Genomic DNA, 21,005 nt, shown 5'->3' with positions numbered 1-21,005 from the left:
GATTCCAGGAGAAAAAACATGGCGCTCGAACGTACCCTTTCGATCATCAAGCCCGATGCCGTGGCCAAGAATGTGATCGGCCAGATCTACTCGCGTTTCGAAGCTGCAGGTCTCAAGATCGTCGCTGCCAAGATGGCCCACCTGTCGCGTGGCGAAGCTGAAGCCTTCTACGCCGTGCACAAGGCCCGCCCTTTTTTCAACGACCTCGTGACGTTCATGATCTCGGGCCCAGTGATGATCCAGGCGCTCGAAGGCGACAACGCCATCCTCAAGAACCGTGACCTGATGGGCGCAACGGACCCGAAGAAGGCGGAAAAGGGCACCATCCGCGCCGACTTCGCTGACAGCATCGATGCAAACGCCGTGCACGGCTCCGACGCCCCTGAAACGGCGGCAGTCGAAATCGCGTTCTTCTTTCCCGGCATGAATGTGTACAGCCGCTAAGACGGCTGTCTGCCTCGTTTTTTGAGGCCGCAAAGATGAGCGTCGTCAACCTGCTGGAATTCGATCTGGATGGGCTGGCGGCGCACTGCGAGCAGCTCGGGGAGAAGCGTTTTCGCGCGACCCAGCTGTTCCGCTGGATTCATCACAAAGGGGCATCTGACTTCACGCAGATGTCCGACCTCGCGAAGTCATTGCGCGAGAAGCTCGCCGGCACCGCCAGCATCAAGTCGCTGACCATCGCGAGCGAGCAGGCATCGAACGATGGCACCATCAAGTGGCTGTTCGACGTCGGGGGCGGCAACGCCGTCGAGACGGTGTTCATTCCCGAAGATGATCGCGGCACTTTGTGCGTCTCCTCGCAGGCGGGCTGCGCGGTCGGTTGTCGTTTTTGCTCCACCGGCCATCAGGGCTTCAGTCGCAATCTCACCACCGGCGAAATCATCGCGCAGCTCTGGTTTGCTGAACACCATCTTCGCAAGCGCCTGAAGCTCGCCCAAGGCGAACGGGCTATCACGAATGTCGTGATGATGGGCATGGGCGAACCACTGCAAAACTACTCGGCGCTTGTGCCGGCGCTTCGCATGATGCTCGACGACCACGGCTATGGCCTGTCGCGCCGCCGAGTGACGGTGTCGACTTCGGGCGTGGTGCCGATGATCGACCGCTTGCGCGACGATTGCCCGGTGGCGCTCGCCGTGTCGTTGCATGCTCCGAACGATCCGCTGCGCGATGACCTGGTGCCGCTGAATCGCAAGTATCCGATCGAAGAGCTCCTGGCATCCTGCAATCGCTACCTTGATGCGGCGCCGCGCGACTTCGTTACCTTCGAGTACTGCATGCTCGATGGCGTGAACGATACGCCGGAGCATGCTCGTCAGCTTGTGAACCTCGTGCGCGACAAAGTGTCGTGCAAGTTCAACCTGATTCCGTTCAATCCTTTCCCCGAATCCGGCCTCAGACGTTCGCCGCGCGAGCGTATCACCGCGTTCGCTCGCGTGCTGCAAGATGCCGGCGTAGTGACGACCATTCGCAAGACGCGCGGCGACGATATCGACGCGGCGTGCGGACAGCTCGCCGGCGAAGTGCAAGACAGGACCCGCGTCAAGGAGCGCATTTCGACGCGCTCGCCGATTCGAATTCTTCGTGAAGGCCCACAGGGCCGGGACGACACGCACAACATGCAGGAGACGAAGGCATGAGTTGGGACGCTCGCGCGCTGCGGCGCATCTGGTGTTGGGCCCCGACCATCATGCTCGGGGCTTTGCTGGGTGCGTGCACCACGACATCCACTTCTTCGACGGGAGGCGTGTCGACCAACGATTCCGCCTTCGGAAGAACGACAACGACAACGACGGCGTTGTCGTCGGACAGCAAGGACCGCGTCACCGCCTCCGACGAACCCGAATCGACCAAACGGGCTCGTGTTCGGATGGAGTTGGCGTCGGCCTATTTCGGGCGCGGGCAACTGACCACGGCGCTCGACGAGGTGAAGCTCGCGATCGCCTCCGACCCGAACTACGCGCCGGCATTCAATCTGCGCGGCCTCATTTACGCAGGTCTCGGCGACGACCGGCTTGCCGAAGAGAGCTTCCGCCACGCACTGCAAATCGACGCGCGCGACGCAGACACCATGCAGAACTACGGTTGGTATTTGTGCCAGCAAAAGCGCTTCCCCGAGGCTGAAACGATGTTTCTGCAGGCATTGTCGATACCACAGTACCGCGACTCGCCGCGCACCTTGCTAACCCAGGGTGTGTGCCAGGCGCGCGCAGGGGAATGGACGCAGGCCGAGGGCACCTTGACGCGTTCGTATGAAATCGACCCGGCCAATCCGGTCACGGCAGTCAATCTGTCTGAAGTTCTGTTCCATCGCGGCGAATATGAGCGTGCCCGCTACTACATCCGCCGCGTGAACAACACCAGCAACATGACCAATGCGCAAACCCTGTGGCTAGCCGCGCGCATCGAGCAGCGTTTGGGCAACCGCCAGGGCGTGCAAGAGTTCGGCTCGCAATTGCGCAGCCGCTTCCCGCAATCGCGCGAGGCATCGGCCTTCGATCAGGGGAAGTTCGATGAGTGAGGTCGATTCGCGCCATGGTGCCGACGGTGAAGCCCTCATACCATCGCAGACGAACGCCGTGAAAACTGCGGGAGCCATTCTGCGTGAGGCGAGGCAGGCGCAGGGCCTGCACATCGCCGCGCTGGCTGCGTCCATCAAGGTGGCGCAAAAGAAGCTTGAATCTCTCGAAGGCGACCGCTTCGACGAACTGCCCGATGCCACGTTCACGCGCGCGCTCGCACAGACCGTGTGCCGTGCCATGAAGATCGACCCGGCGCCTGTACTGGCCTTGCTGCCCGCCGCTTCGGGTTACCGACTCGAACACATTGACGAGGGCATCAATGCGCCTTTTCGCGACCGCCCGGGCCGTCGCGAGCCCAGCGACTGGACGGGCGTGGGCAAGCCGGCCGTTTGGGGCGTGTTGTTGATCCTGGTTGCCACGGGCGTGGTGTACTTCGTGCCTAGCGGCTGGCTCGCTAGCCTGCAGTCCTTGCAGGGCCCGCAGGCCGCGAGCGCACCGGCTGGAGCCGACAGTTCGCCCGCCGGAATGAAGTCAGTGATGATGGCGCCGCCGCCGCCGGTCGTCGAAACCACGCTGACGCCCACTGGCAATGCTGCATCCGCTCCGGCTGTATCGAGTTCTTCCGCGAGTGCGCCGACGAGTTCAATTGCTTCGCCCGACATCGTTGTTCCGATGGCTGCCAATGCGGCCGGTACCGAAAAGGCACGAGCAACGGCCGCCGCGCTGCAAATTCATGCCAAGGAGTCGTCCTGGATCGAGGTTCGCGATGCGCGTGCCAATCTGTTGATCGCCCGAACCGTGCAGGCCGGTGAGACTGTGGCGGTCGACGGCGATGCGCCCTTGCGGCTGAAGATCGGCAACGCTCGGACCACCAAAGTAAGTTATCGCGGCCAGCCTCTCGATCTGGCGGCGAACACACAGAACAACGTGGCCCGGTTCGAATTGAAGTAGGTTTGCAAGATGAATGACTTTCGAAGCCCTCTGGCTGCAGCAGATCTCGCGTTCGATGAGCATGCCTTCATCGAGCACGCGTCGCCCGCAGCGCGGCGCACGAAGCAGGTCGCGGTAGGTTGGGGTTCGCGCATCGTCACCGTGGGCGGCGATGCGCCAGTGCGTGTGCAATCGATGACCAACACCGACACGGTCGACGTCATCGAGACGGCCGTGCAGGTGAAAGAACTTGCCATTGCTGGCTCGGAGATGGTTCGAATCACCGTTAACACGCCTGAGGCCGCGGCCGCTGTGCCGCACATTCGCGAACAACTTGACCGCATGGGCATCGATGTGCCGCTGGTGGGCGACTTCCATTACAACGGGCACCGTCTTTTGACCGACTTCCCGGGCTGTGCCGAGGCGCTGAGCAAGTACCGCATCAACCCCGGAAACGTGGGCAAGGGCGACAAGCACGACAGACAGTTCGCGCAGATGGTCGAAGTCGCCGCCAAGTATGACAAGCCGGTTCGCATCGGCGTCAACTGGGGAAGCCTTGACCAAGAACTGCTAGCGCAGATGATGGACGAGAACGGCAAACTCGCTGAGCCGTTCGAGCCGCAACAGATCATGTACCGCGCGATTATCACGTCGGCGCTTCAATCGGCGCGACGCGCCGAAGACGTCGGGCTGCGGGCGGACCAGATCATCCTGTCGTGCAAGATGTCCGGCGTGCAGGACCTCGTGAGCGTGTACCAAGCGCTGGCCAAGCGCTGCGATTACGCGCTGCATCTGGGCTTGACCGAAGCTGGCATGGGTACCAAAGGCACGGTCGCATCCACTGCGGCGCTTGCACTGCTGCTGCAGCAAGGCATCGGCGACACCATTCGAGTGTCGCTCACGCCTCAGCCGGGGGAAGCTCGCACACAAGAGGTGGTTGTGGCGCTGGAGATTCTCCAATCTATGGGCATGCGCGCATTCAATCCGAGCGTTACGGCGTGCCCCGGTTGCGGTCGCACGACGAGCACCACGTTCCAGGAGCTCGCCAAGCAGATCGACGACTACCTGCGCGCGCAAATGCCAGTGTGGAAATCACGCTACCCGGGCGTCGAGAAGATGAAGGTGGCTGTGATGGGGTGCATCGTCAACGGCCCCGGTGAAAGCAAGCACGCGGACATCGGCATCAGCCTGCCGGGCACTGGCGAAGCGCCGGCCGCGCCCGTGTTCATCGACGGCGAGAAGGCATTGACGCTGCGCGGCGAGCGCATTGCGCAGGAGTTCCAAACGCTGGTCGAGGACTATATCGAGAAGCGGTTTGGATAAGAAAACGGTTCCCTTTCTCGCTGGAGAGGGTCAGGGCGAGGGCCTTGGCGGCTGGTCAAGACCTTGAACACTGCAACTCCGTTCACATTACATCAGCCCTTCCCAACGGAGAAGGGCAATACACACAACGACTCAAGCAATGGCTGAAATTCTGCGTGCCGTCAAAGGCATGAATGACATCCTCCCGCCGAGCGTGCCTCGCACTGACAAACTGCCCGACTCCGCGTTGTGGCAATGGTTCGAGACGACCGTTCGTTCGGTGCTAGGCCGCTACGGCTATCAAAACCTGCTCACGCCCATCGTCGAGCCGACGGCGCTGTTCGTGCGCGGCTTGGGCGAGGTGACCGACATCGTCGAGAAGGAGATGTATTCCTTCGTTGACTCGATGAACGGCGACAAGCTCACTCTGCGCCCCGAGGCTACCGCCGGCATTGTGCGCGCAATGATCGAGCACAACGCGCTCTACAACGGCCCGCTGCGCATCTGGACCATGGGACCGATGTTCCGCCACGAAAAGCCGCAAAAGGGTCGCTATCGGCAATTCAACCAGCTCGACGTGGAAGCGATGGGCTTTGCAGGCCCGGACGTCGATGCGGAGATGATCTTGATGGTGCGCACCTTGTGGCGCGAACTCGGGCTCGTCGAAGGCAGGCATGTGCGGCTCGAAATCAACAGCCTCGGCCAGCCACTCGAACGCAAGGCACACCGCGATGCGCTCGTCGCTTACTTCGAGCAGCACAAGGGCGTCCTCGATGTCGATTCGCAGCGCCGATTGACCAGCAATCCGCTTCGCATTCTTGACACCAAGAATCCAGTGATGCAGCCGATGGTCGAAGCCGCGCCCAAGCTAATCGATTTCCTCGGCGAGGCTTCACTGGCCCACTTCAATGCCGTGCGCGCGATCCTCGACGCGGCCGGCCTCGAATACCGCGTCAACACGAGACTCGTGCGCGGCATGGACTATTACAACCTGACGGTCTTCGAGTGGGTCACCGACCAGCTCGGCTCGCAGGGCACCGTCTGCGGTGGCGGACGCTATGACGGACTCATTGAGCAACTGGGCGGCAAGCCCGCGCCTGCGGTGGGGTTCGGCCTGGGCATCGAACGCCTGTTGTTGCTCATCCAGGAACTCGCATTGACGGTTCCGAGCTCCGCGCCGACAGCCTATGCCGTGGTCACTTCGATGGATTCCGCGCCGCAAGTCATGCTCGTGCTCGAGAAGCTTCGCGCGGCGGGTGTGTCGGTGCTGATGCACGCAGGCGGAGGCAGCATGAAATCGCAGTTCAAGCGCGCCGATTCGAGCGGTGCCAGGTATGCACTCATCTTCGGCGGCGACGAACTATCGCGCGGAGAAGCGTCGCTCAAAGACTTGCGCAATCCTGAGACGCCGCAACGCAGTCTGCCGCTGGCGGAGGCCGCCAACTGGGCCGCTGAACTCCTCAACGCATAATCGCGCCTTCCACAGAAAGCCTTTTGTCCATGGCCACCCATCTCGACCTCGAAGAACAAGAGCAGTTAGACCAGATCAAGCATTTCTGGAATCAGTATGGCAACCTGATCACGTGGGTGGTGATCATCGTCCTCGCTGCAAGCTCCGGCTGGATTTTCTGGAATCGGTACCAGGCCGATCAGGCCGCCAAGGCGGGCGCGATGTTTGATGAAATGGACAAGGCCGCGCAGGCCGGCGATGCCGACCGTGCCGCAGCGCTGTTCATCCCGCTGAAAGACCGCTATCCGCGCACCGCGTTTGCGGAGCAGGGCGCGATGACGCTTGCCAAGGTGCAGTTCGACAAGGGCCAGCTCGACAATGCCCGGGCCACGCTCGCGTGGGTGGCAGAGAACGCCAATGAAACCGAATACCAGGCCCTCGCACGCATTCGCCTCGCGGGCATCCTCATGGACCAGAAGAAGTACGACGAAGCGCTCAAGCAACTCGATGGTGCAACCGGCAAGGAATTCGAGGCGCTGGTGGCCGATCGCCGCGGTGACATCCTGATGGCCCAGGGCAAGAAGGACGATGCCAAGGCGGCGTATCTGAAGGCTTGGAAGGACATGGATCCGAAGATCGAATACCGCAGGCTGATCGAGGCCAAGCTGACCGCACTGGGTGCCGCGCCCGAGACTGACAAGCCGGCCGCAGCAGTGCCGGAGTTGGCAAAATGAAGGCCACACGCAAGCTTCTAATGACGGTGTTGGGCGCTTCCCTGGTGGCGGTGCTCGCGGGCTGTGCTGGTGGTCCCGAGAAGCCCAAGTCGACGGCGCTCGAGTCCTTCACGCCGCAACTCAATGGTCGTGTGGTCTGGAATCAGCGCGTCGACAGCGTGAAGTTTCCTCTGTCGGTCGCGGTCAGCCCCGGTGTGTTCACCGTGGCGGGCGATGACGGCACCGTGCTTGCGCTCGAAGCCGATACTGGCCGTGAACTTTGGAAGGGCACCGCCGGCGCGAAGCTCGGTGCAGGGGTCGGCAGCGACGGTCGCTTTACTTCTGTGATCACCCGAGATGGCGATCTGGTGACACTGGAAGCCGGCCGGGTGCTGTGGCGCAGGCCGCTCAACATGCGTGTTACCACCGCGCCGCTCGTGGCAGGTGAGCGTGTGTTCATCCTCGGTGGCGACCGCAGCGTGCAAGCCTTCGATGCGCTGGACGGCAGCAAGCTGTGGGCCGTGCAGCGCCCGACCGATCCGCTCACCCTCGCCCAAGGCGGGGTTGTCGCTGCTTACAAGGACACGCTGCTGGCGGGGCAGGGGTCGCGTCTGGCGGGATTCGATCCGAAGAATGGCGATGTGCGCTGGGAGATCGTGATCGGATCGCCCCGCGGCACCAACGAGGTCGAGCGATTGGCCGATCTGGTGGCGCCGATCGCCCGTGTCGGCGATGTGGTTTGCGTGCGCTCGTTCCAGGCAGCGGTGGGATGTGTGAACGCTGAACGCGGCACTCTCAACTGGAGCAAACCGCTGGGCGGTATCGAAGGGGTCGCCGCCGACGAGCAATTTGCCTACGGTGCCGATGCCACCGACCGCATCACTGCCTGGAAGATGGCGACGGGCGAAGTGGCGTGGCAGTCTGATAAGTTCTTGTACCGTGGCCTCAGCGCACCCTTGGCGACGCCCAAGGCGTTGATCTTCGGCGACGCCGAAGGCGTTGTGCACTTTCTGTCGCGGGACAAGGGCGATACGCTTCTGCGCGTGAATACCGACGGCAGCCCTGTCGCGGCAGCGCCAGTGATCGCTGGTGGCACTTTGCTCGTCGTGACGCGAAATGGAGGTTTGTTTGCCCTTCGCGCCGAATAAGTCTGCAATCCTGAATCGCTCACGATGAAACCAGTCATCGCCATCGTCGGGCGTCCCAACGTCGGCAAATCGACGCTTTTCAATCGCATGACGAAAAGCCGCGACGCGATCGTGGCCGACTTCGCCGGGCTCACTCGCGACCGCCACTACGGTGATGGTCGCCTGGGTGGCCGCGAGTTCATCGTTGTCGACACCGGCGGCTTCGAGCCCGACTGCACGACAGGCATCGTCAAGGAGATGGCCAAGCAGACGCGCCAAGCCGTGGCCGAAGCCGATGCGGTGATCTTCGTCGTAGACGTGCGCGGCGGCATGTCCGCCCAGGACCACGATATTGCGAAGTACTTGCGGACCGTGGGCAAGAAGGTGCTCCTCGCGGTCAACAAGGCCGAAGGTATGCAGGAGTCGCCGCTGCTCGCCGAGTTCTATGAACTGGGCATGGGCGAGCCACATCCGATCTCGTCTGCGCACGGTCAGGGCATTCGAAGCCTCACTGAAGCGGCGCTTGAAGACTTCATCTTTGACGAGGAAGACGAAGGGCCGGAAGAGGGGGCTCCGATCCGCCTGGCTGTCGCGGGCCGGCCGAATGTCGGCAAGAGCACGCTCATCAACACTTGGCTGGGTGAAGAGCGCCTCGTTGCCTTCGACATGCCCGGCACGACTCGTGACGCGATCAGTGTCCCGTTCGAGCGCAACGGACAGAAGTTTCAGCTCATCGACACCGCAGGCCTGCGCCGCAAAGGCAAGGTCTTTGAGGCAATCGAGAAGTTCTCAGTGGTGAAGACGCTGCAGGCCATCGCCGGCGCGAACGTCGTCTTGCTGCTCCTGGACGCTACGCTTGGAGTGAGCGAACAAGATGCACACATCGCCGGCTACGTCCTTGACAGTGGCCGCGCAGTGGTGATCGCCATCAATAAATGGGATGCCGTCGACGACTACCAAAAGCAGCAACTGCAGAGATCAATCGAGCAGCGGCTTTCTTTCCTGAAGTTCGCGCCCATCCTGAACATCTCGGCCATCAAGCGGCAGGGCCTGGGCCCGGTGTGGAAGGCAATTGCCGACGCCCACGCCTCGGCCACCTGCAAGATGTCCACGCCTGTGCTCACCAGGTTGCTGCAAGAGGCGGTGGAGCACCAGGCGCCTAAACGGGCGGGCATGTTCCGACCGAAAATGCGTTATGCGCACCAGGGTGGGATGAGTCCCCCTGTGATCGTGGTGCATGGAAACTCACTGGAACACGTGACCGACTCTTACAAACGATTCCTCGAAGGGCGATTCCGCGAACACTTCAAACTCGTAGGTACCCCCCTGCGCATCGAAATGAAGTCCGGGAAAAATCCTTTTGACGAGAAGAATTCCTGAAGGACTTTCGGATCAAGGGGTTCGACAGAAAGGAACCCTGTGTTAACGTGATCACTCTTGGAACTTTTGAGCATGGACAAGCCCCGGATTTCAGGGTGTACTGTCTGTGTGCATTGAGCCTTCAAACGAAGAAAGGTGTTAATCGTGAGCAATAAGGGCCAACTCCTACAAGACCCCTTTCTCAACCTGCTGCGCAAGGAGCATGTACCGGTCTCGATTTACCTCGTGAACGGCATCAAGCTGCAGGGCCACATCGAATCTTTCGATCAGTACGTGGTGCTCCTGCGAAACACCGTCACACAGATGGTCTACAAACATGCCATCTCCACCGTGGTACCAGGCCGCGCAGTGAACTTCCACGCGGCCGAATCACCGGAACAGACCTGAATACCGTGATGCCTTCGGGTTCTGGGCAGTCTCGACTTTGAGTTCGGCGAATTCAACTCAGGGTCCGGTCGGGCCTCCGCGCGCCATCCTGGTCGGCGTGGACGTGGGTCGTTCCGGTCATTTCGACCCGACGCTGGATGAGCTCGCGCTATTGTGCGAGTCGGCTGGCGACGTGGTCGTGGCCCGTGTCATTGCCAAGCGCAAGGCGCCCGATCCGGCGCTCTTTATCGGCTCGGGCAAGGCCGACGAAATCAAGGCGCTGGTTCTGGGCCATCAAGCTGAGGCTGTGCTCTTCGACCAAGCCCTGTCGCCCGCTCAGCAACGCAATCTCGAGCGCCACCTTGGTGTTGCTGTGGCCGATCGGACCATGCTCATCCTTGAAATCTTTGCGGCCCGTGCGCAGAGCCACGAGGGAAAGCTGCAGGTCGAACTCGCGCAGCTTCAGTACCTTTCGACGCGCCTCGTGCGCCGATGGAGCCATCTGGAGCGTCAACGCGGCGGTATCGGCACACGCGGTGGCCCGGGTGAGGCGCAGATAGAACTCGATCGCCGCATGATTGGCGAGCGCATCAAGGCCGTGAAAGAGCGACTGGTCAAGGTCAAGAAGCAGCGCAGCACGCAGCGTCGTCAGCGCGAGCGCAACCAGACCTTTCGCGTCTCGCTCGTGGGCTATACCAACGCGGGAAAGTCGACGCTGTTCAATGGGCTGGTGAAGGCGCGCAGCTACGCGGCCGATCAGCTTTTTGCCACGCTCGACACGACCACACGCCAGTTCTACCTCGAAGACGTGGGTCGATCGGTGTCGCTGTCAGACACGGTGGGCTTCATTCGCGACCTGCCTCACAAGCTGGTCGAAGCCTTCGAGGCCACGCTGCAGGAAGCCGCGGACGCCGACTTGTTGCTGCACGTGGTCGATGCGTCGACGCCCCTTCTGGCCGATCAGATGGCCGAAGTTCAGCGCGTGCTCGCAGACATCGGCGCGGGCGACATTCACCAGGTGCTGGTCTACAACAAGTTCGACAAGCTTGAGGAGACGCAGCGTCCGCGATCTTCGGTCGACGTGCTCGAACTCGACGGCGGCGTTCGCGTGCCACGGGTCTTTGTCAGCGCCTTGACCGGGCAGGGCCTCGATGCGCTCAAGCAGATCATCTCTCAGGCGATCGATGGAACCCTCGCCGAGCGCCTGAGCTTGAATACGGCTGCGGCAGCCTCTTCAAACGACGGCGACGCCTTGGCTGTCGACGTCGAAGGCGATTTGCGTCCTACCGGAACACAACACTCCCACTCATGACCATGAGACGTTCACTCGGTGCCATTGACGGCACGCCCACGAGCGCCGCAGTGCGCCTGACCGGCGCGGTCTGCGCGGCCCGCGCTCTGATCGGCGGTGCGCTGCGTGCTGGCTACGCTCGGCTCTCGCATCGGCATGCGCCTGCAGGCCACATCGATCTCGCCACTGGCGGTCGCGGGGACGGCCCGCCCGACCTCGACGAGCTGTGGCGTGACTTCAACCGCAAACTCAGCGGCCTGTTCGGCGGCAAGGGCGGTGGTCCGCGCGGCAACGGGTCCGGCGGCGACGGGGGCAACAACTTCCAGCCCGACATGAAGAGCGCGGGCATCGGCGTGGGTCTCATCGTGGCAGTTGTCGCGATGATCTGGCTCGGCAGTGGTCTCTTCATCGTGCAGGAAGGCCAGCAGGCCGTGATCACCACCTTCGGAAGGTACACCACCACGGTCAACGCCGGATGGCAGTGGCGCATGCCCTATCCGTTCCAGGCGCATGAAACTGTGCCGGTGACGCAGGTACGTTCCAAAGAGGTTGGTCGCAACACGGTGGTGCCGGCCACCGGGCTGCGCGACTCTTCGATGCTCACGCAAGACGAGAACATCGTCGACATCCGCTTCACCGTGCAATACCGCCTGAAGGATGCACGCGCCTTCCTCTTCGAGAACAAGGATCCGGAAGACGCAGTGGTGCTGGCTGCAGAGTCCGCCATCCGCGAAATCGTCGGCAAGAGCAACATGGACCAGGTGCTCTACGAGCAGCGCGATGCGATTGCCAGCGATCTCGTGAAGTCGGTGCAGCAGCAGCTCGATCGCTTGAACGCCGGCATCATCGTCTCCAATGTCAATGTGCAGAACGTTCAGGCGCCCGAGCAAGTGCAGGCGGCCTTCGACGACGCCTTCAAGGCAGGCGCCGACCGCGAGCGCCTCAAGAACGAAGGTCAGGCCTACGCCAATGACGTGATCCCGAAGGCCCAGGGCACGGCGGCGCGCCTGCGCGAGGAAGCCGAAGGCTACAAGTCTCGCGTCATCGCCCAGGCCGAAGGCGACGCACAGCGTTTCAACCGCGTGCTCGACGAGTACAAGAAGGCGCCGGCCGTCACGCGCGACCGGATGTACATCGATGCCATGCAACAGGTGTACTCGAGCGTCACCAAGGTGTTCGTAGACATCCGCAACAACTCCAACCTGTTGTACCTGCCGCTTGACAAGCTGATGCAGCAGGCGGGTGTGCCCGTGACTGCACCGTCGATCGTGCCTGCCCCTGACTCCGCCAGCCCGCCCGCCGGAACAGTCGACGTGCGTTCGCGCGACAACCAGCGCGGTCGTGACCGCGAAGGCCGCTGAGACCATTGGGGACGAACACAACATGAACCGCATTGGCTTTTACGTTGCAGGCGCGCTGGTCGTGCTTATGATTCTTTTCTCGACACTATTCATCGTGGATCAGCGGCAATTTGCCGTCATCTACTCGCTGGGCGAGATCAAGGAAGTGGTCACCCAGCCAGGGCTCAAATTCAAGCTGCCGCCGCCGTTGCAAAACGTGGTGTTCCTCGATCGGCGAATCCAGACGCTGGACAGCCCGACCGAAACGCGCCCGATCTTCACAGCAGAAAAGAAGAGCCTCGTTATTGACTGGCTTATCAAGTGGCGCATCATCGACGCGCGCCAGTTCATCCGGAACAACACGGCGGACATGCACAACTTGGAAATCCGCCTGAGTCCCATCGTGCAGGCGGCTTTCAATGAGGAAGTCACCAAGCGCACTGTGCGGGCCATGCTGGCCACTGAGCGCGAGAAGGTGATGCAAGACGTGCGCGGGCGTTTGGCTGACGAGGCGAAAGCTTTCGGTATCGAGATCGTTGATGTGCGAATCAAGCGCGTTGACTTCTCGGCCAACATTACCGATTCGATCTATCGTCGCATGGAGTCGGAGCGCAAGCGCGTCGCGAACGAGTTACGTTCGACGGGTGCGGCCGACAGCGAGAAGATTCGTGCCGATGCCGACCGGCAACGCGAAGTGATCGTCGCCGAGGCCTACCGTGATGCCCAGAAGGTGCAAGGTGAGGGCGATGCCAAGGCCTCAGCGCTCTTCGCCGATTCCTTCGGGCGCGACCCGCAATTCGCTGCGTTCTATCGGAGCTTGGGCGCCTACCGTGCGACGTTCCGGACGAAGGCTGACGTGTTGGTCGTCGATCCGAACAGCGAATTCTTCAAGGTCATGCGTGGCAGCGCCGGGCCGGCACCGGCGACAACGCCCGCTGGCAAGAAGTGATCGGGGCTCAGGATCTCCTGATCGGCGCTTTCGCGCTGATGCTCGTCATCGAGGGCCTATTGCCATTTTTCAGTCCTCGCCTGTGGCGAGCCGTATTCGAGCGCGCCACTCGGCTGACCGATTCTCAGCTTCGGTTCCTTGGGTTGTCGAGCATGCTGGCCGGTCTTGCGACGCTCTATGTGTTTTGGCATTGATTCGCGGTTTCTTGCAGCGGTTTGATTTGCGCGGCACCCCGGTACAATGCCGCTTTTAACCCCCCGGTGATTCCCCATGTCGTCTGCTTGGCTCTTGCCCGAGCACATTGCCGATGTCCTGCCCGCGCAGGCTAGACACATCGAAGAGTTGAGGCGAGGGTTGCTCGACGTGGCACGCGCCTACGGTTTCGAGCTGGTGATGCCGCCGCTCTTGGAGCATCTTGAATCGTTGCTGTCGGGTACCGGGCGCGAGCTCGATCTCAAAACCTTCAAGCTGGTCGATCAACTGAGCGGCAGGACGCTCGGCGTTCGCGCAGACACGACGTCCCAGGTGGCACGCATTGACGCCCATCTGCTTAATCGCGAAGGGCTGGCACGCCTTTGTTATTGCGGTCCGGTGCTGCTGACGCGTCCATCGGGTTTGTATGCAACCCGCGAGCCATTGCAGTTCGGCGCCGAGACTTACGGACACGCCGGCCTGGAAGCCGATTTGGAAATTCAGGACCTGGCCCTTGATTGTCTTCGCAGTGCGGGAATCACGAATGTGACCCTCGACCTGGGTCATGCTCGAATCTTGCGCGGACTGCTGGACGGCCTCAAAGTGGATCAGGACCGTGAGGCATCGATCATTGCGGCGCTGGCCGGCAAAGACGCCGTCGGCATTGTCGAGCTCACTGCCGATTTGCCGGAAGCAATTCGCAAGGGCTTCGCGATCCTGCCGCGCCTTTATGGTGGCATGGAGGTGCTCGACGTCGCCGAACGCGAACTGCCCGCGCAGCCTTTGGTTCGCGCTGCGATCGCCGACCTGCGCTCACTCGCCGGCCGTGTTCATCAAGCCCACCCGGAAGTCCGTGTAGGGTTCGACCTTGCCGACTTCGGTGGCTATGCCTACTACACCGGTGCACGCTTTGCGATCTACACCGATGGTTGCAGCGACGCCATCGCCCGCGGCGGACGATACGACGAGGTGGGGGCCGCCTTCGGGCGCAACCGCCCTGCGGTGGGCTTCAGTCTTGACTTGAAGGAGTTGGCGGCACTCGTGCCGACACACCGCATGGCAGCCGCCATTCGGGCTCCCTGGGGTGAATCGGATGCCCTGCGATCGGCGGTGCGGCAATTGCGCGAACAAGGAGAAACAGTGGTCTGCATCCTGCCGGGTCACGAGCACGAAGGCCAGGAATTCGACTGCGATCGCGAACTCGTCGCCGCCGGCGACCAGTGGGTGGTGCGCGCGCTTTGACGCGGCGCCATCCCGAACCCAAATTTAGACTCGGAACTTTGAGACAAGACATGCAAGCATCGAAGGCGGAGAATGTTGGCCGCAACGTGGTCGTCGTCGGCACACAATGGGGTGATGAAGGCAAAGGCAAGGTCGTAGACTGGCTGACCGATCATGCGCAAGGCGTGGTGCGCTTCCAGGGTGGTCACAACGCTGGGCACACGCTTGTCATAAAAGGCGTGAAGACGGCGCTGCAGCTTATTCCCTCGGGCATCATGCGCGACGGCGTGGCCTGCTACATAGGTAACGGCGTGGTTGTCGATCCGACTCATCTGCTGGCCGAGATTGAGCGGCTGGAAGGCATCGGCGTCGAAGTGCGTTCGCGCCTGTTCGTCAGCGAATCGTGCCCGCTGATCCTGCCCTTTCACGTGGAAGTGGACAAGGCGCGCGAGGCGCTGCGCGAGACCAGCGGTGCGGGCAAGATTGGCACGACCGGCAAGGGCATCGGCCCGGCCTACGAAGACAAGGTGGCACGTCGTGCATTGCGGGTGCAAGACCTCAAGCATCCAGAGCGCTTTGCGAAGAAGCTGCGTGAGCTGCTTGATCTGCACAACTTTGCGCTTTCGGGCTATCTGCATTCCAAGCCGGTCGAATTCCAGCCGATCTTCGATCATGCGGTGAAGGTGGCCGAGCAGCTCAAGCCCATGATGGCCGACGTCGGCTACATCTTACACAACGCCAATCGTGCCGGCGCGAACCTCCTCTTCGAGGGTGCGCAGGGCACCTTGCTCGACATCGATCACGGCACTTATCCGTACGTCACGTCGAGCAACTGCGTGGCCGGCAATGCCTCGGCGGGGGCCGGCGTGGGGCCCGACCAACTGCACTACATCCTGGGCATCACCAAGGCGTACACGACGCGCGTGGGCAGCGGCCCGTTCCCGACTGAGCTGCCGATGGACGAGCCCGGTACCGTTGGCAATCACTTGTCGGTGGTGGGGCAGGAGCGTGGCACCGTCACAGGGCGCCCGCGTCGCTGCGGCTGGCTCGATGCTGCATTGCTCAAGCGCTCGATCATCATCAACGGCATTTCGGGTCTGTGCATCACCAAGCTCGATGTGCTCGACGGCTTGAAGGAGATCAAGGTCTGCGTCGGCTATGAGCTCAACGGCAAGCGCATCGATATCCTGCCCCTGGACGCCGACGACATCGTGGCCTGCAAGCCGATCTACGACACCTTCCCTGGTTGGGCGGAGACAACTGCCGGCATCACCGAGTGGGACAAGCTGCCCGTCAACGCCCGCAAGTACCTCGAACGTGTGCAGGAGTTCATTGGCGCACCGGTCGACATGGTGTCGACGGGGCCGGATCGTGACCACACGATCTTGTTGCGACATCCGTACAAGGCCTGAGTTGCATTCGATGCTTCACGGCGAAGATGGCGATCAATTGAAGGAGTCTCGATGCTGACCGATGATGGCAAGCACCTGTATGTGTCGTGGGACGAATACCACATGCTGATCGAGCGCCTCGCGCTCAAGGTCCATGCCTCTGGTTGGGAGTTCGATCAGATTCTGTGTCTCGCCCGTGGCGGCATGCGGCCGGGGGACGTGCTGTCGAGGGTCTTTGACAAGCCCCTGGGCATCATGTCGACGAGCTCATATCGGGCAGAGGCCGGCACCATCCAGGGTCGCCTGGACATGGCGAAGTACATCACGCTGCCCAAGGGTGAACTGGCGGGCAGGGTGCTGCTGGTTGATGACCTTGCTGACTCGGGCATCACGCTGCGCGCCGTGGTCGATCGGCTGCGTGGCATGCCGGCGATCAGCGAACTGAAGTCTGCCGTCATCTGGACCAAGGGCGTGTCGACCTATACACCCGACTATTTCGTTGAGTTGCTGCCCACGAGCCCATGGATTCATCAGCCCTTCGAAGAGTACGACGACCTGCGGCCCGCAGGACTCGCAAAGAAGTTTGTGATTTGATCGCTGCGGTCGAGCAATGAGCATCGAAGTGCTGCGTGCGCACTTCGATTGCGAAGGGGCCCCATTGCGAGGTGCTGAAGGGGCGGTGCGAGCGGAATGTAGTTCGATGTCTCGAACTATCGTCTTCGATGCCGTCATGGCATTTCGATTAACCAATAAAAAAGGCCGCATACTTGCGACCTTGTTTATTTCTTGGTGCCCAGGAAGGGACTCGAACCCCCACGGAGTTACCCGCTAGTACCTGAAACTAGTGCGTCTACCAATTCCGCCACCTGGGCATCTCAGGAAGTCTTGGATTCTATCATCAAAAAAACATCATCATTCCAAAATCCCACCCCAAACGTCGGCGCAGAGCTGATGAGTGAAGTGGAAGGCACGGTGCAAGGTCATCGTGACGGACACGGATTCTTGATCCGTGATGATCGGCAACCCGATCTGTACCTTTCGCCGCAAGAAATGCGTGCCGTGCTTCATCGCGATCGAGTGAAGGCCCGCATCATTCGCTACGACCGCAAAGGTCGGCCCGAAGGCCGCATCCTGGAGATTTTGGATCGGCGCAAGGTGCCGATCATCGGACGCCTCTTGAACGAGAACGGCATCTGGCTGGTGGCGCCCGAAGACAAGCGCTACGGGCAGGACATCATGGTGCCCAAGAACGCGATCGCGAATGCGACCTCGGGGCAGGTGGTGGCCATCGAACTCACGGAAGCACCTTCGCTGTATTCGCAGCCCATGGGACGCGTGACCGAGGTGCTCGGCGAAATCGACGACCCTGGCATGGAAATCGAAATCGCGGTGCGCAAGTACGAGGTGCCTCATCGATTCACGCCGGAGACGCTCGCGCAATCGGCACAACTGCCCGACAAGATTCGAGCCAACGATCGCAAGCAACGCATCGATCTGACCGACGTGCCGCTCGTCACCATCGACGGCGAAGATGCGCGCGACTTCGATGATGCGGTGTACTGCGAGCCGGCAAAAGTGGGGCGCTCGAAAGGCTGGCGGCTCATCGTTGCCATCGCCGATGTGAGCCACTACGTGAAGCCGGGCGAGCCGATCGATGAAGACGCTTACGAGCGTGCGACGTCAGTGTATTTTCCTCGTCGCGTGATTCCGATGCTTCCTGAGAAGCTTTCCAATGGCTTGTGTTCGTTGAACCCCAACGAAGACCGGCTCTCGATGGTGTGCGACATGCTCGTCACCGCGTCGGGCGACCTGCATGCTTATCAGTTCTACCCTGCTGTGATTTGCTCGCACGCGCGCTTCACCTATACCGAAGTTGCAGCGATCCTGGCGAACACGCGCGGCCCCGAGGCTGCGCGTCGCAAGGACCTCGTGCCTGATTTGCTCAATCTCAACGAGGTGTATCGCGCTTTGCTGAAGGCGCGTACCAAGCGTGGCGCCATCGACTTCGAGACCACCGAAACGCAGATCGTGTGCGACGAGAATGGCCGCATCGAGAAGATCGTGCCGCGCGTTCGCACAGAGGCGCACAAGCTGATCGAAGAAGCCATGCTGGCCGCCAACCTTTGCTCGGCGGATTTCATTGCGCTGTACAAACATCCGTCGCTGTACCGCGTGCACGAAGGGCCCACCCCCGAGAAGAAGACGTTACTGCAGAACTACCTCAAGTCGCTGGGGCTCGGCCTGTCGATCGGCGACGATCCGACGCCGGCTGAGTTCCAGTCCATCGCGAACGCGACCAAGGACCGGCCCGACGCGATGCAGATCCACACCATGCTGCTTCGGTCGATGCAGCAGGCGATCTACACCGCGATCAACAGCGGGCACTTCGGCCTGGCCTATGAGGCCTATACGCACTTCACGAGCCCCATTCGGCGATATCCGGATTTGCTGGTGCATCGCGTGATCAAGGCCTTGCTGCACGGCAAGCGCTATCACCTCAGCACCGGTGAAATTTCAGATGCGCCCAAAGTGCGTAAAGGCGCGAAACCAGCGAAGACAGTGACGACAGAGGGTGACGTGTGGGAGGCCGCGGGCGCGCATTGCAGCGCGAATGAGCGGCGCGCCGACGAAGCATCGCGCGACGTCGAAGCCTGGCTCAAGTGCCGCTTCATGCGCGAGCATCTCGGCGAGGAATATGCAGGAACAGTCACCGCGGTCACGAGCTTCGGTCTCTTCGTCACGCTCGATTCGCTGTATGTCGAAGGGCTTGTGCACATCACCGAACTGGGCGGCGAATATTACCGCTTTGACGAGGTCAAGCAGGAGCTTCGCGGCGAGCGGACAGGTGTTCGCTATGTCGTGGGCGCGCGGGTTCGGGTGCAGGTGAGTCGTGTGGATCTGGACGGCCGCAAGATCGACTTCCGCATGGTGCGTGACACCGACGAGGACGCAGCCTTGATTCGCGCACGGCGCGATCGATTGGTCGGTAAGTCGAACTCGGCCGTGGCAGAACTCGCGGCAGTGAAGGAGGCTGATCGCGCGGTGAAGGCGGCGACGAAGGGCAAGGGGAAGGGGGCTAACGCGAATCCAGTGCGCGCGGCGAAGGCTGCTGCGAGGAAGTCGTCGGCAAAGGTGGCTCGTCGTCGATAAAAACGTCCATTTCGTGGGTTGGGCAAGCGATGCGTGCCATGCGGACCGTCGATCTGACTTGAACGTCGACCGCGGGGGCTCCTTCGACGGGCTCAGCCTCTCAGGATGCACGGATCCTTGTTTTGGATTGCCCTGCGACGCGATTCAGCTGCGGCGCATGGCTTTGATCAAATCGCTTGCGAGGAGCGTCGAACCGCCGAACGCATCTGCTGCTGCCCCATGGGCATATGCAGCGGCGCACGCGATCGCCAGCGGTTCTCGCTTCGATTGCTGGGCCCACAACCCACCGATCCATCCTGCGAGCACGTCCCCGGTCCCCGCAGTGGCCAGCGCGGCATTGCCACTTGAATTGATACGTGGCGTCGCGCCGCGTGCGGCGATGACTGTTCCCGACCCCTTCAACAGCACAACGCATCTGAATCGTTCGGTCAGAGTTTGCGCGGCAGTCAATCGGTCGGCCTGCACCTGTCCCGTATCCGTGCCAAGCAGCCGCGCCGCTTCGAGCGGATGTGGCGTGATGATGGTCGGTCGCCCTCGGTCCGCTCGGGCCCGGAGCAGTGCTTGCAATGACGCGTCGCTCGCAATGGCGTTCAGCGCATCCGCGTCGACCACCAGGCGCGCGCTTGCGCTGAGCAGACGCGGCAGCGGCTCGCGCACTGCATCGCCGCCGCCGCATCCGCAAACGGCGGTGGTGGCCGCGATAACGTCATGGTGGCTTTGCCACCAGTGCGCGCGGAACATGAGTTCGGGACGAAGCACATCGTGCGCTGGGGCTTGCTCGTCCAGCAGGCTGGCGTAGACACGGCCAGCTCCGGCGGCCAGCGCAGCGCGTGCGGCAAGCAATGCCGCGCCAGACATCGATCGTGCGCCACCCACCACGGCGACGTCGCCGAAGCTGCCCTTGTGCTGTGCGTGAGCACGCGGGGTGGCCGCGGCTTGATCTGCGCCGATGAGAAAGGCATCGGGGGAATCATCCTGCAAGCCCACCCCGAGGTCGTCGAACCAGACTTCACCGGCAAGATCGCGGCCGCGCGCAGTGAACAATCCCGGTTTCAGCGTCAGAAGCGACAGCGTGTGGGTCGCTTGCACGGCCGACGCCCCTAGCGGCTGGCCTGTGCCGCAATTCAGGCCTGAAGGAGCGTCGATAGCGAGGGTACGGCCCGAGAGCGCGTTCATACGGGCGATGCACTCGGCAATGGCTCCCTCGGGCGGACGGCTTGCGCCGAGGCCCAACAGCGCGTCGATGATGAGATCCTCGTCATCGAAACCAGTCGGTACATCAAGGGCATCGACGATCGCAATGCCTGCCGCCTGTGCGAGAACGTATGCATCGCGAGCGTCGTCCGGCAATCGAGATGCATCTCCAAGCAGCGTGACCGACACACGCTTTCCCGTGCCCGCGAGGTGCATCGCAGCCTCCAGCCCATCGCCGCCATTGTTCCCCGGCCCAGCGCAAATCCACACCCTCTGCGCATGCGGTGCAATCGCCAGTGCCAACCGTCCCACCGCAAGGCCCGCTCGACGCATGAGCGTGTGCGGGGGCAACGCAGCTGCCGCGCGCCGTTCGATCTCGCGCGTGTTCAGCGCGCCGAACAGCGCGAGTGACCGAGGTGGTGGCAGAACACGTTGCATGATGAAAAGCGTTAGGACATGGCCCGGAATAATTTTCCGTTTTGGG

At 61.9% G+C, this 21,005-nt stretch carries 19 protein-coding genes and 1 tRNA gene; 18 read left to right on the top strand and 2 right to left on the bottom strand.

Annotated elements, in window-relative coordinates; genetic code table 11:
• Positions 1 to 18: 18 nt before the first annotated feature.
• The 17 genes from ndk to AC30NL_RS13945 all read left to right on the top strand — a co-directional run bounded on the left by ndk (position 19) and on the right by AC30NL_RS13945 (position 16,771).
• A complete protein-coding gene (gene ndk, locus AC30NL_RS14025) occupies positions 19 to 444 on the top strand; it encodes a nucleoside-diphosphate kinase (protein ID WP_489464613.1) in 426 nt (141 codons plus the stop codon).
• Positions 445 to 479: 35 nt separating this feature from the next.
• Positions 480 to 1,643, top strand: a complete 1,164-nt coding sequence (rlmN, locus tag AC30NL_RS14020) for a dual-specificity RNA methyltransferase RlmN (RefSeq protein WP_489464612.1) — start codon at positions 480 to 482, stop codon at positions 1,641 to 1,643.
• Positions 1,640 to 2,524, top strand: a complete 885-nt coding sequence (gene pilW, locus AC30NL_RS14015) for a type IV pilus biogenesis/stability protein PilW (RefSeq protein ID WP_489464611.1) — start codon at positions 1,640 to 1,642, stop codon at positions 2,522 to 2,524. Before rlmN ends, pilW begins: the two co-directional genes overlap by 4 nt.
• Positions 2,517 to 3,476: a helix-turn-helix domain-containing protein gene (locus AC30NL_RS14010; protein ID WP_489464610.1), complete on the top strand. Its 960-nt coding sequence runs from the start codon at positions 2,517 to 2,519 to the stop codon at positions 3,474 to 3,476. Before pilW ends, AC30NL_RS14010 begins: the two co-directional genes overlap by 8 nt.
• Before the next feature lie 9 nt (positions 3,477 to 3,485).
• Complete coding sequence (gene ispG, locus AC30NL_RS14005; RefSeq protein ID WP_489464609.1) at positions 3,486 to 4,778, top strand: flavodoxin-dependent (E)-4-hydroxy-3-methylbut-2-enyl-diphosphate synthase; 1,293 nt, start codon at positions 3,486 to 3,488, stop codon at positions 4,776 to 4,778.
• 139 nt (positions 4,779 to 4,917) lie between these two features.
• The gene (gene hisS, locus AC30NL_RS14000; protein ID WP_489464608.1) at positions 4,918 to 6,228 is read left to right on the top strand and encodes a histidine--tRNA ligase; all 1,311 of its coding nucleotides are present in this window, start codon (positions 4,918 to 4,920) and stop codon (positions 6,226 to 6,228) included.
• Positions 6,229 to 6,257: 29 nt separating this feature from the next.
• The gene (locus AC30NL_RS13995; RefSeq protein WP_489464607.1) at positions 6,258 to 6,941 is read left to right on the top strand and encodes a YfgM family protein; all 684 of its coding nucleotides are present in this window, start codon (positions 6,258 to 6,260) and stop codon (positions 6,939 to 6,941) included.
• Positions 6,938 to 8,068 (top strand): outer membrane protein assembly factor BamB, encoded by a 1,131-nt coding sequence (bamB, locus tag AC30NL_RS13990; protein WP_489464606.1) that lies wholly within the window; start codon positions 6,938 to 6,940, stop codon positions 8,066 to 8,068. The genes AC30NL_RS13995 and bamB overlap by 4 nt, the downstream gene beginning before the upstream one ends.
• A gap of 24 nt (positions 8,069 to 8,092) precedes the next feature.
• Positions 8,093 to 9,427: a ribosome biogenesis GTPase Der gene (gene der / locus AC30NL_RS13985; RefSeq protein WP_489464605.1), complete on the top strand. Its 1,335-nt coding sequence runs from the start codon at positions 8,093 to 8,095 to the stop codon at positions 9,425 to 9,427.
• A 144-nt stretch (positions 9,428 to 9,571) separates the two neighbouring features.
• A complete protein-coding gene (hfq, locus tag AC30NL_RS13980) occupies positions 9,572 to 9,814 on the top strand; it encodes an RNA chaperone Hfq (RefSeq protein ID WP_489464604.1) in 243 nt (80 codons plus the stop codon).
• 37 nt (positions 9,815 to 9,851) lie between these two features.
• The gene (hflX, locus tag AC30NL_RS13975; protein WP_489464603.1) at positions 9,852 to 11,105 is read left to right on the top strand and encodes a GTPase HflX; all 1,254 of its coding nucleotides are present in this window, start codon (positions 9,852 to 9,854) and stop codon (positions 11,103 to 11,105) included.
• 2 nt (positions 11,106 to 11,107) lie between these two features.
• Positions 11,108 to 12,445, top strand: a complete 1,338-nt coding sequence (hflK, locus tag AC30NL_RS13970) for an FtsH protease activity modulator HflK (RefSeq protein ID WP_489464602.1) — start codon at positions 11,108 to 11,110, stop codon at positions 12,443 to 12,445.
• Between the two features lie 22 nt (positions 12,446 to 12,467).
• Entirely contained in the window at positions 12,468 to 13,373 is a 906-nt protein-coding gene (hflC, locus tag AC30NL_RS13965) for a protease modulator HflC (RefSeq protein ID WP_489464601.1), read from the top strand.
• Entirely contained in the window at positions 13,370 to 13,567 is a 198-nt protein-coding gene (locus tag AC30NL_RS13960) for a DUF2065 domain-containing protein (RefSeq protein ID WP_489464600.1), read from the top strand. The genes hflC and AC30NL_RS13960 overlap by 4 nt, the downstream gene beginning before the upstream one ends.
• 76 nt (positions 13,568 to 13,643) lie before the next feature.
• A complete protein-coding gene (locus AC30NL_RS13955; RefSeq protein ID WP_489464599.1) occupies positions 13,644 to 14,807 on the top strand; it encodes an ATP phosphoribosyltransferase regulatory subunit in 1,164 nt (387 codons plus the stop codon).
• Between the two features lie 50 nt (positions 14,808 to 14,857).
• Entirely contained in the window at positions 14,858 to 16,198 is a 1,341-nt protein-coding gene (locus AC30NL_RS13950; protein WP_489464598.1) for an adenylosuccinate synthase, read from the top strand.
• A 51-nt stretch (positions 16,199 to 16,249) separates the two neighbouring features.
• Complete coding sequence (locus AC30NL_RS13945) at positions 16,250 to 16,771, top strand: phosphoribosyltransferase (protein ID WP_489464597.1); 522 nt, start codon at positions 16,250 to 16,252, stop codon at positions 16,769 to 16,771.
• A gap of 193 nt (positions 16,772 to 16,964) precedes the next feature.
• On the opposite strand, the gene AC30NL_RS13940 is transcribed toward AC30NL_RS13945, so the two are convergent.
• Positions 16,965 to 17,049 (bottom strand) — tRNA-Leu (locus AC30NL_RS13940).
• A gap of 25 nt (positions 17,050 to 17,074) precedes the next feature.
• Between AC30NL_RS13940 and rnr the strand changes: the two genes are divergently transcribed.
• The gene (gene rnr, locus AC30NL_RS13935; RefSeq protein ID WP_489464620.1) at positions 17,075 to 19,327 is read left to right on the top strand and encodes a ribonuclease R; all 2,253 of its coding nucleotides are present in this window, start codon (positions 17,075 to 17,077) and stop codon (positions 19,325 to 19,327) included.
• A gap of 144 nt (positions 19,328 to 19,471) precedes the next feature.
• On the opposite strand, the gene AC30NL_RS13930 is transcribed toward rnr, so the two are convergent.
• Positions 19,472 to 20,959, bottom strand: coding sequence for an NAD(P)H-hydrate dehydratase (locus AC30NL_RS13930; protein ID WP_489464596.1), 1,488 nt, complete (start codon positions 20,957 to 20,959; stop codon positions 19,472 to 19,474).
• Positions 20,960 to 21,005: the final 46 nt, after the last annotated feature.

Source organism: Rhizobacter sp., assembly GCA_021153565.1.
Classification (GTDB): Bacteria; Pseudomonadota; Gammaproteobacteria; order Burkholderiales; family Burkholderiaceae_C; genus Albitalea.
This window is presented reverse-complemented; position numbering and strand designations above follow the sequence as displayed.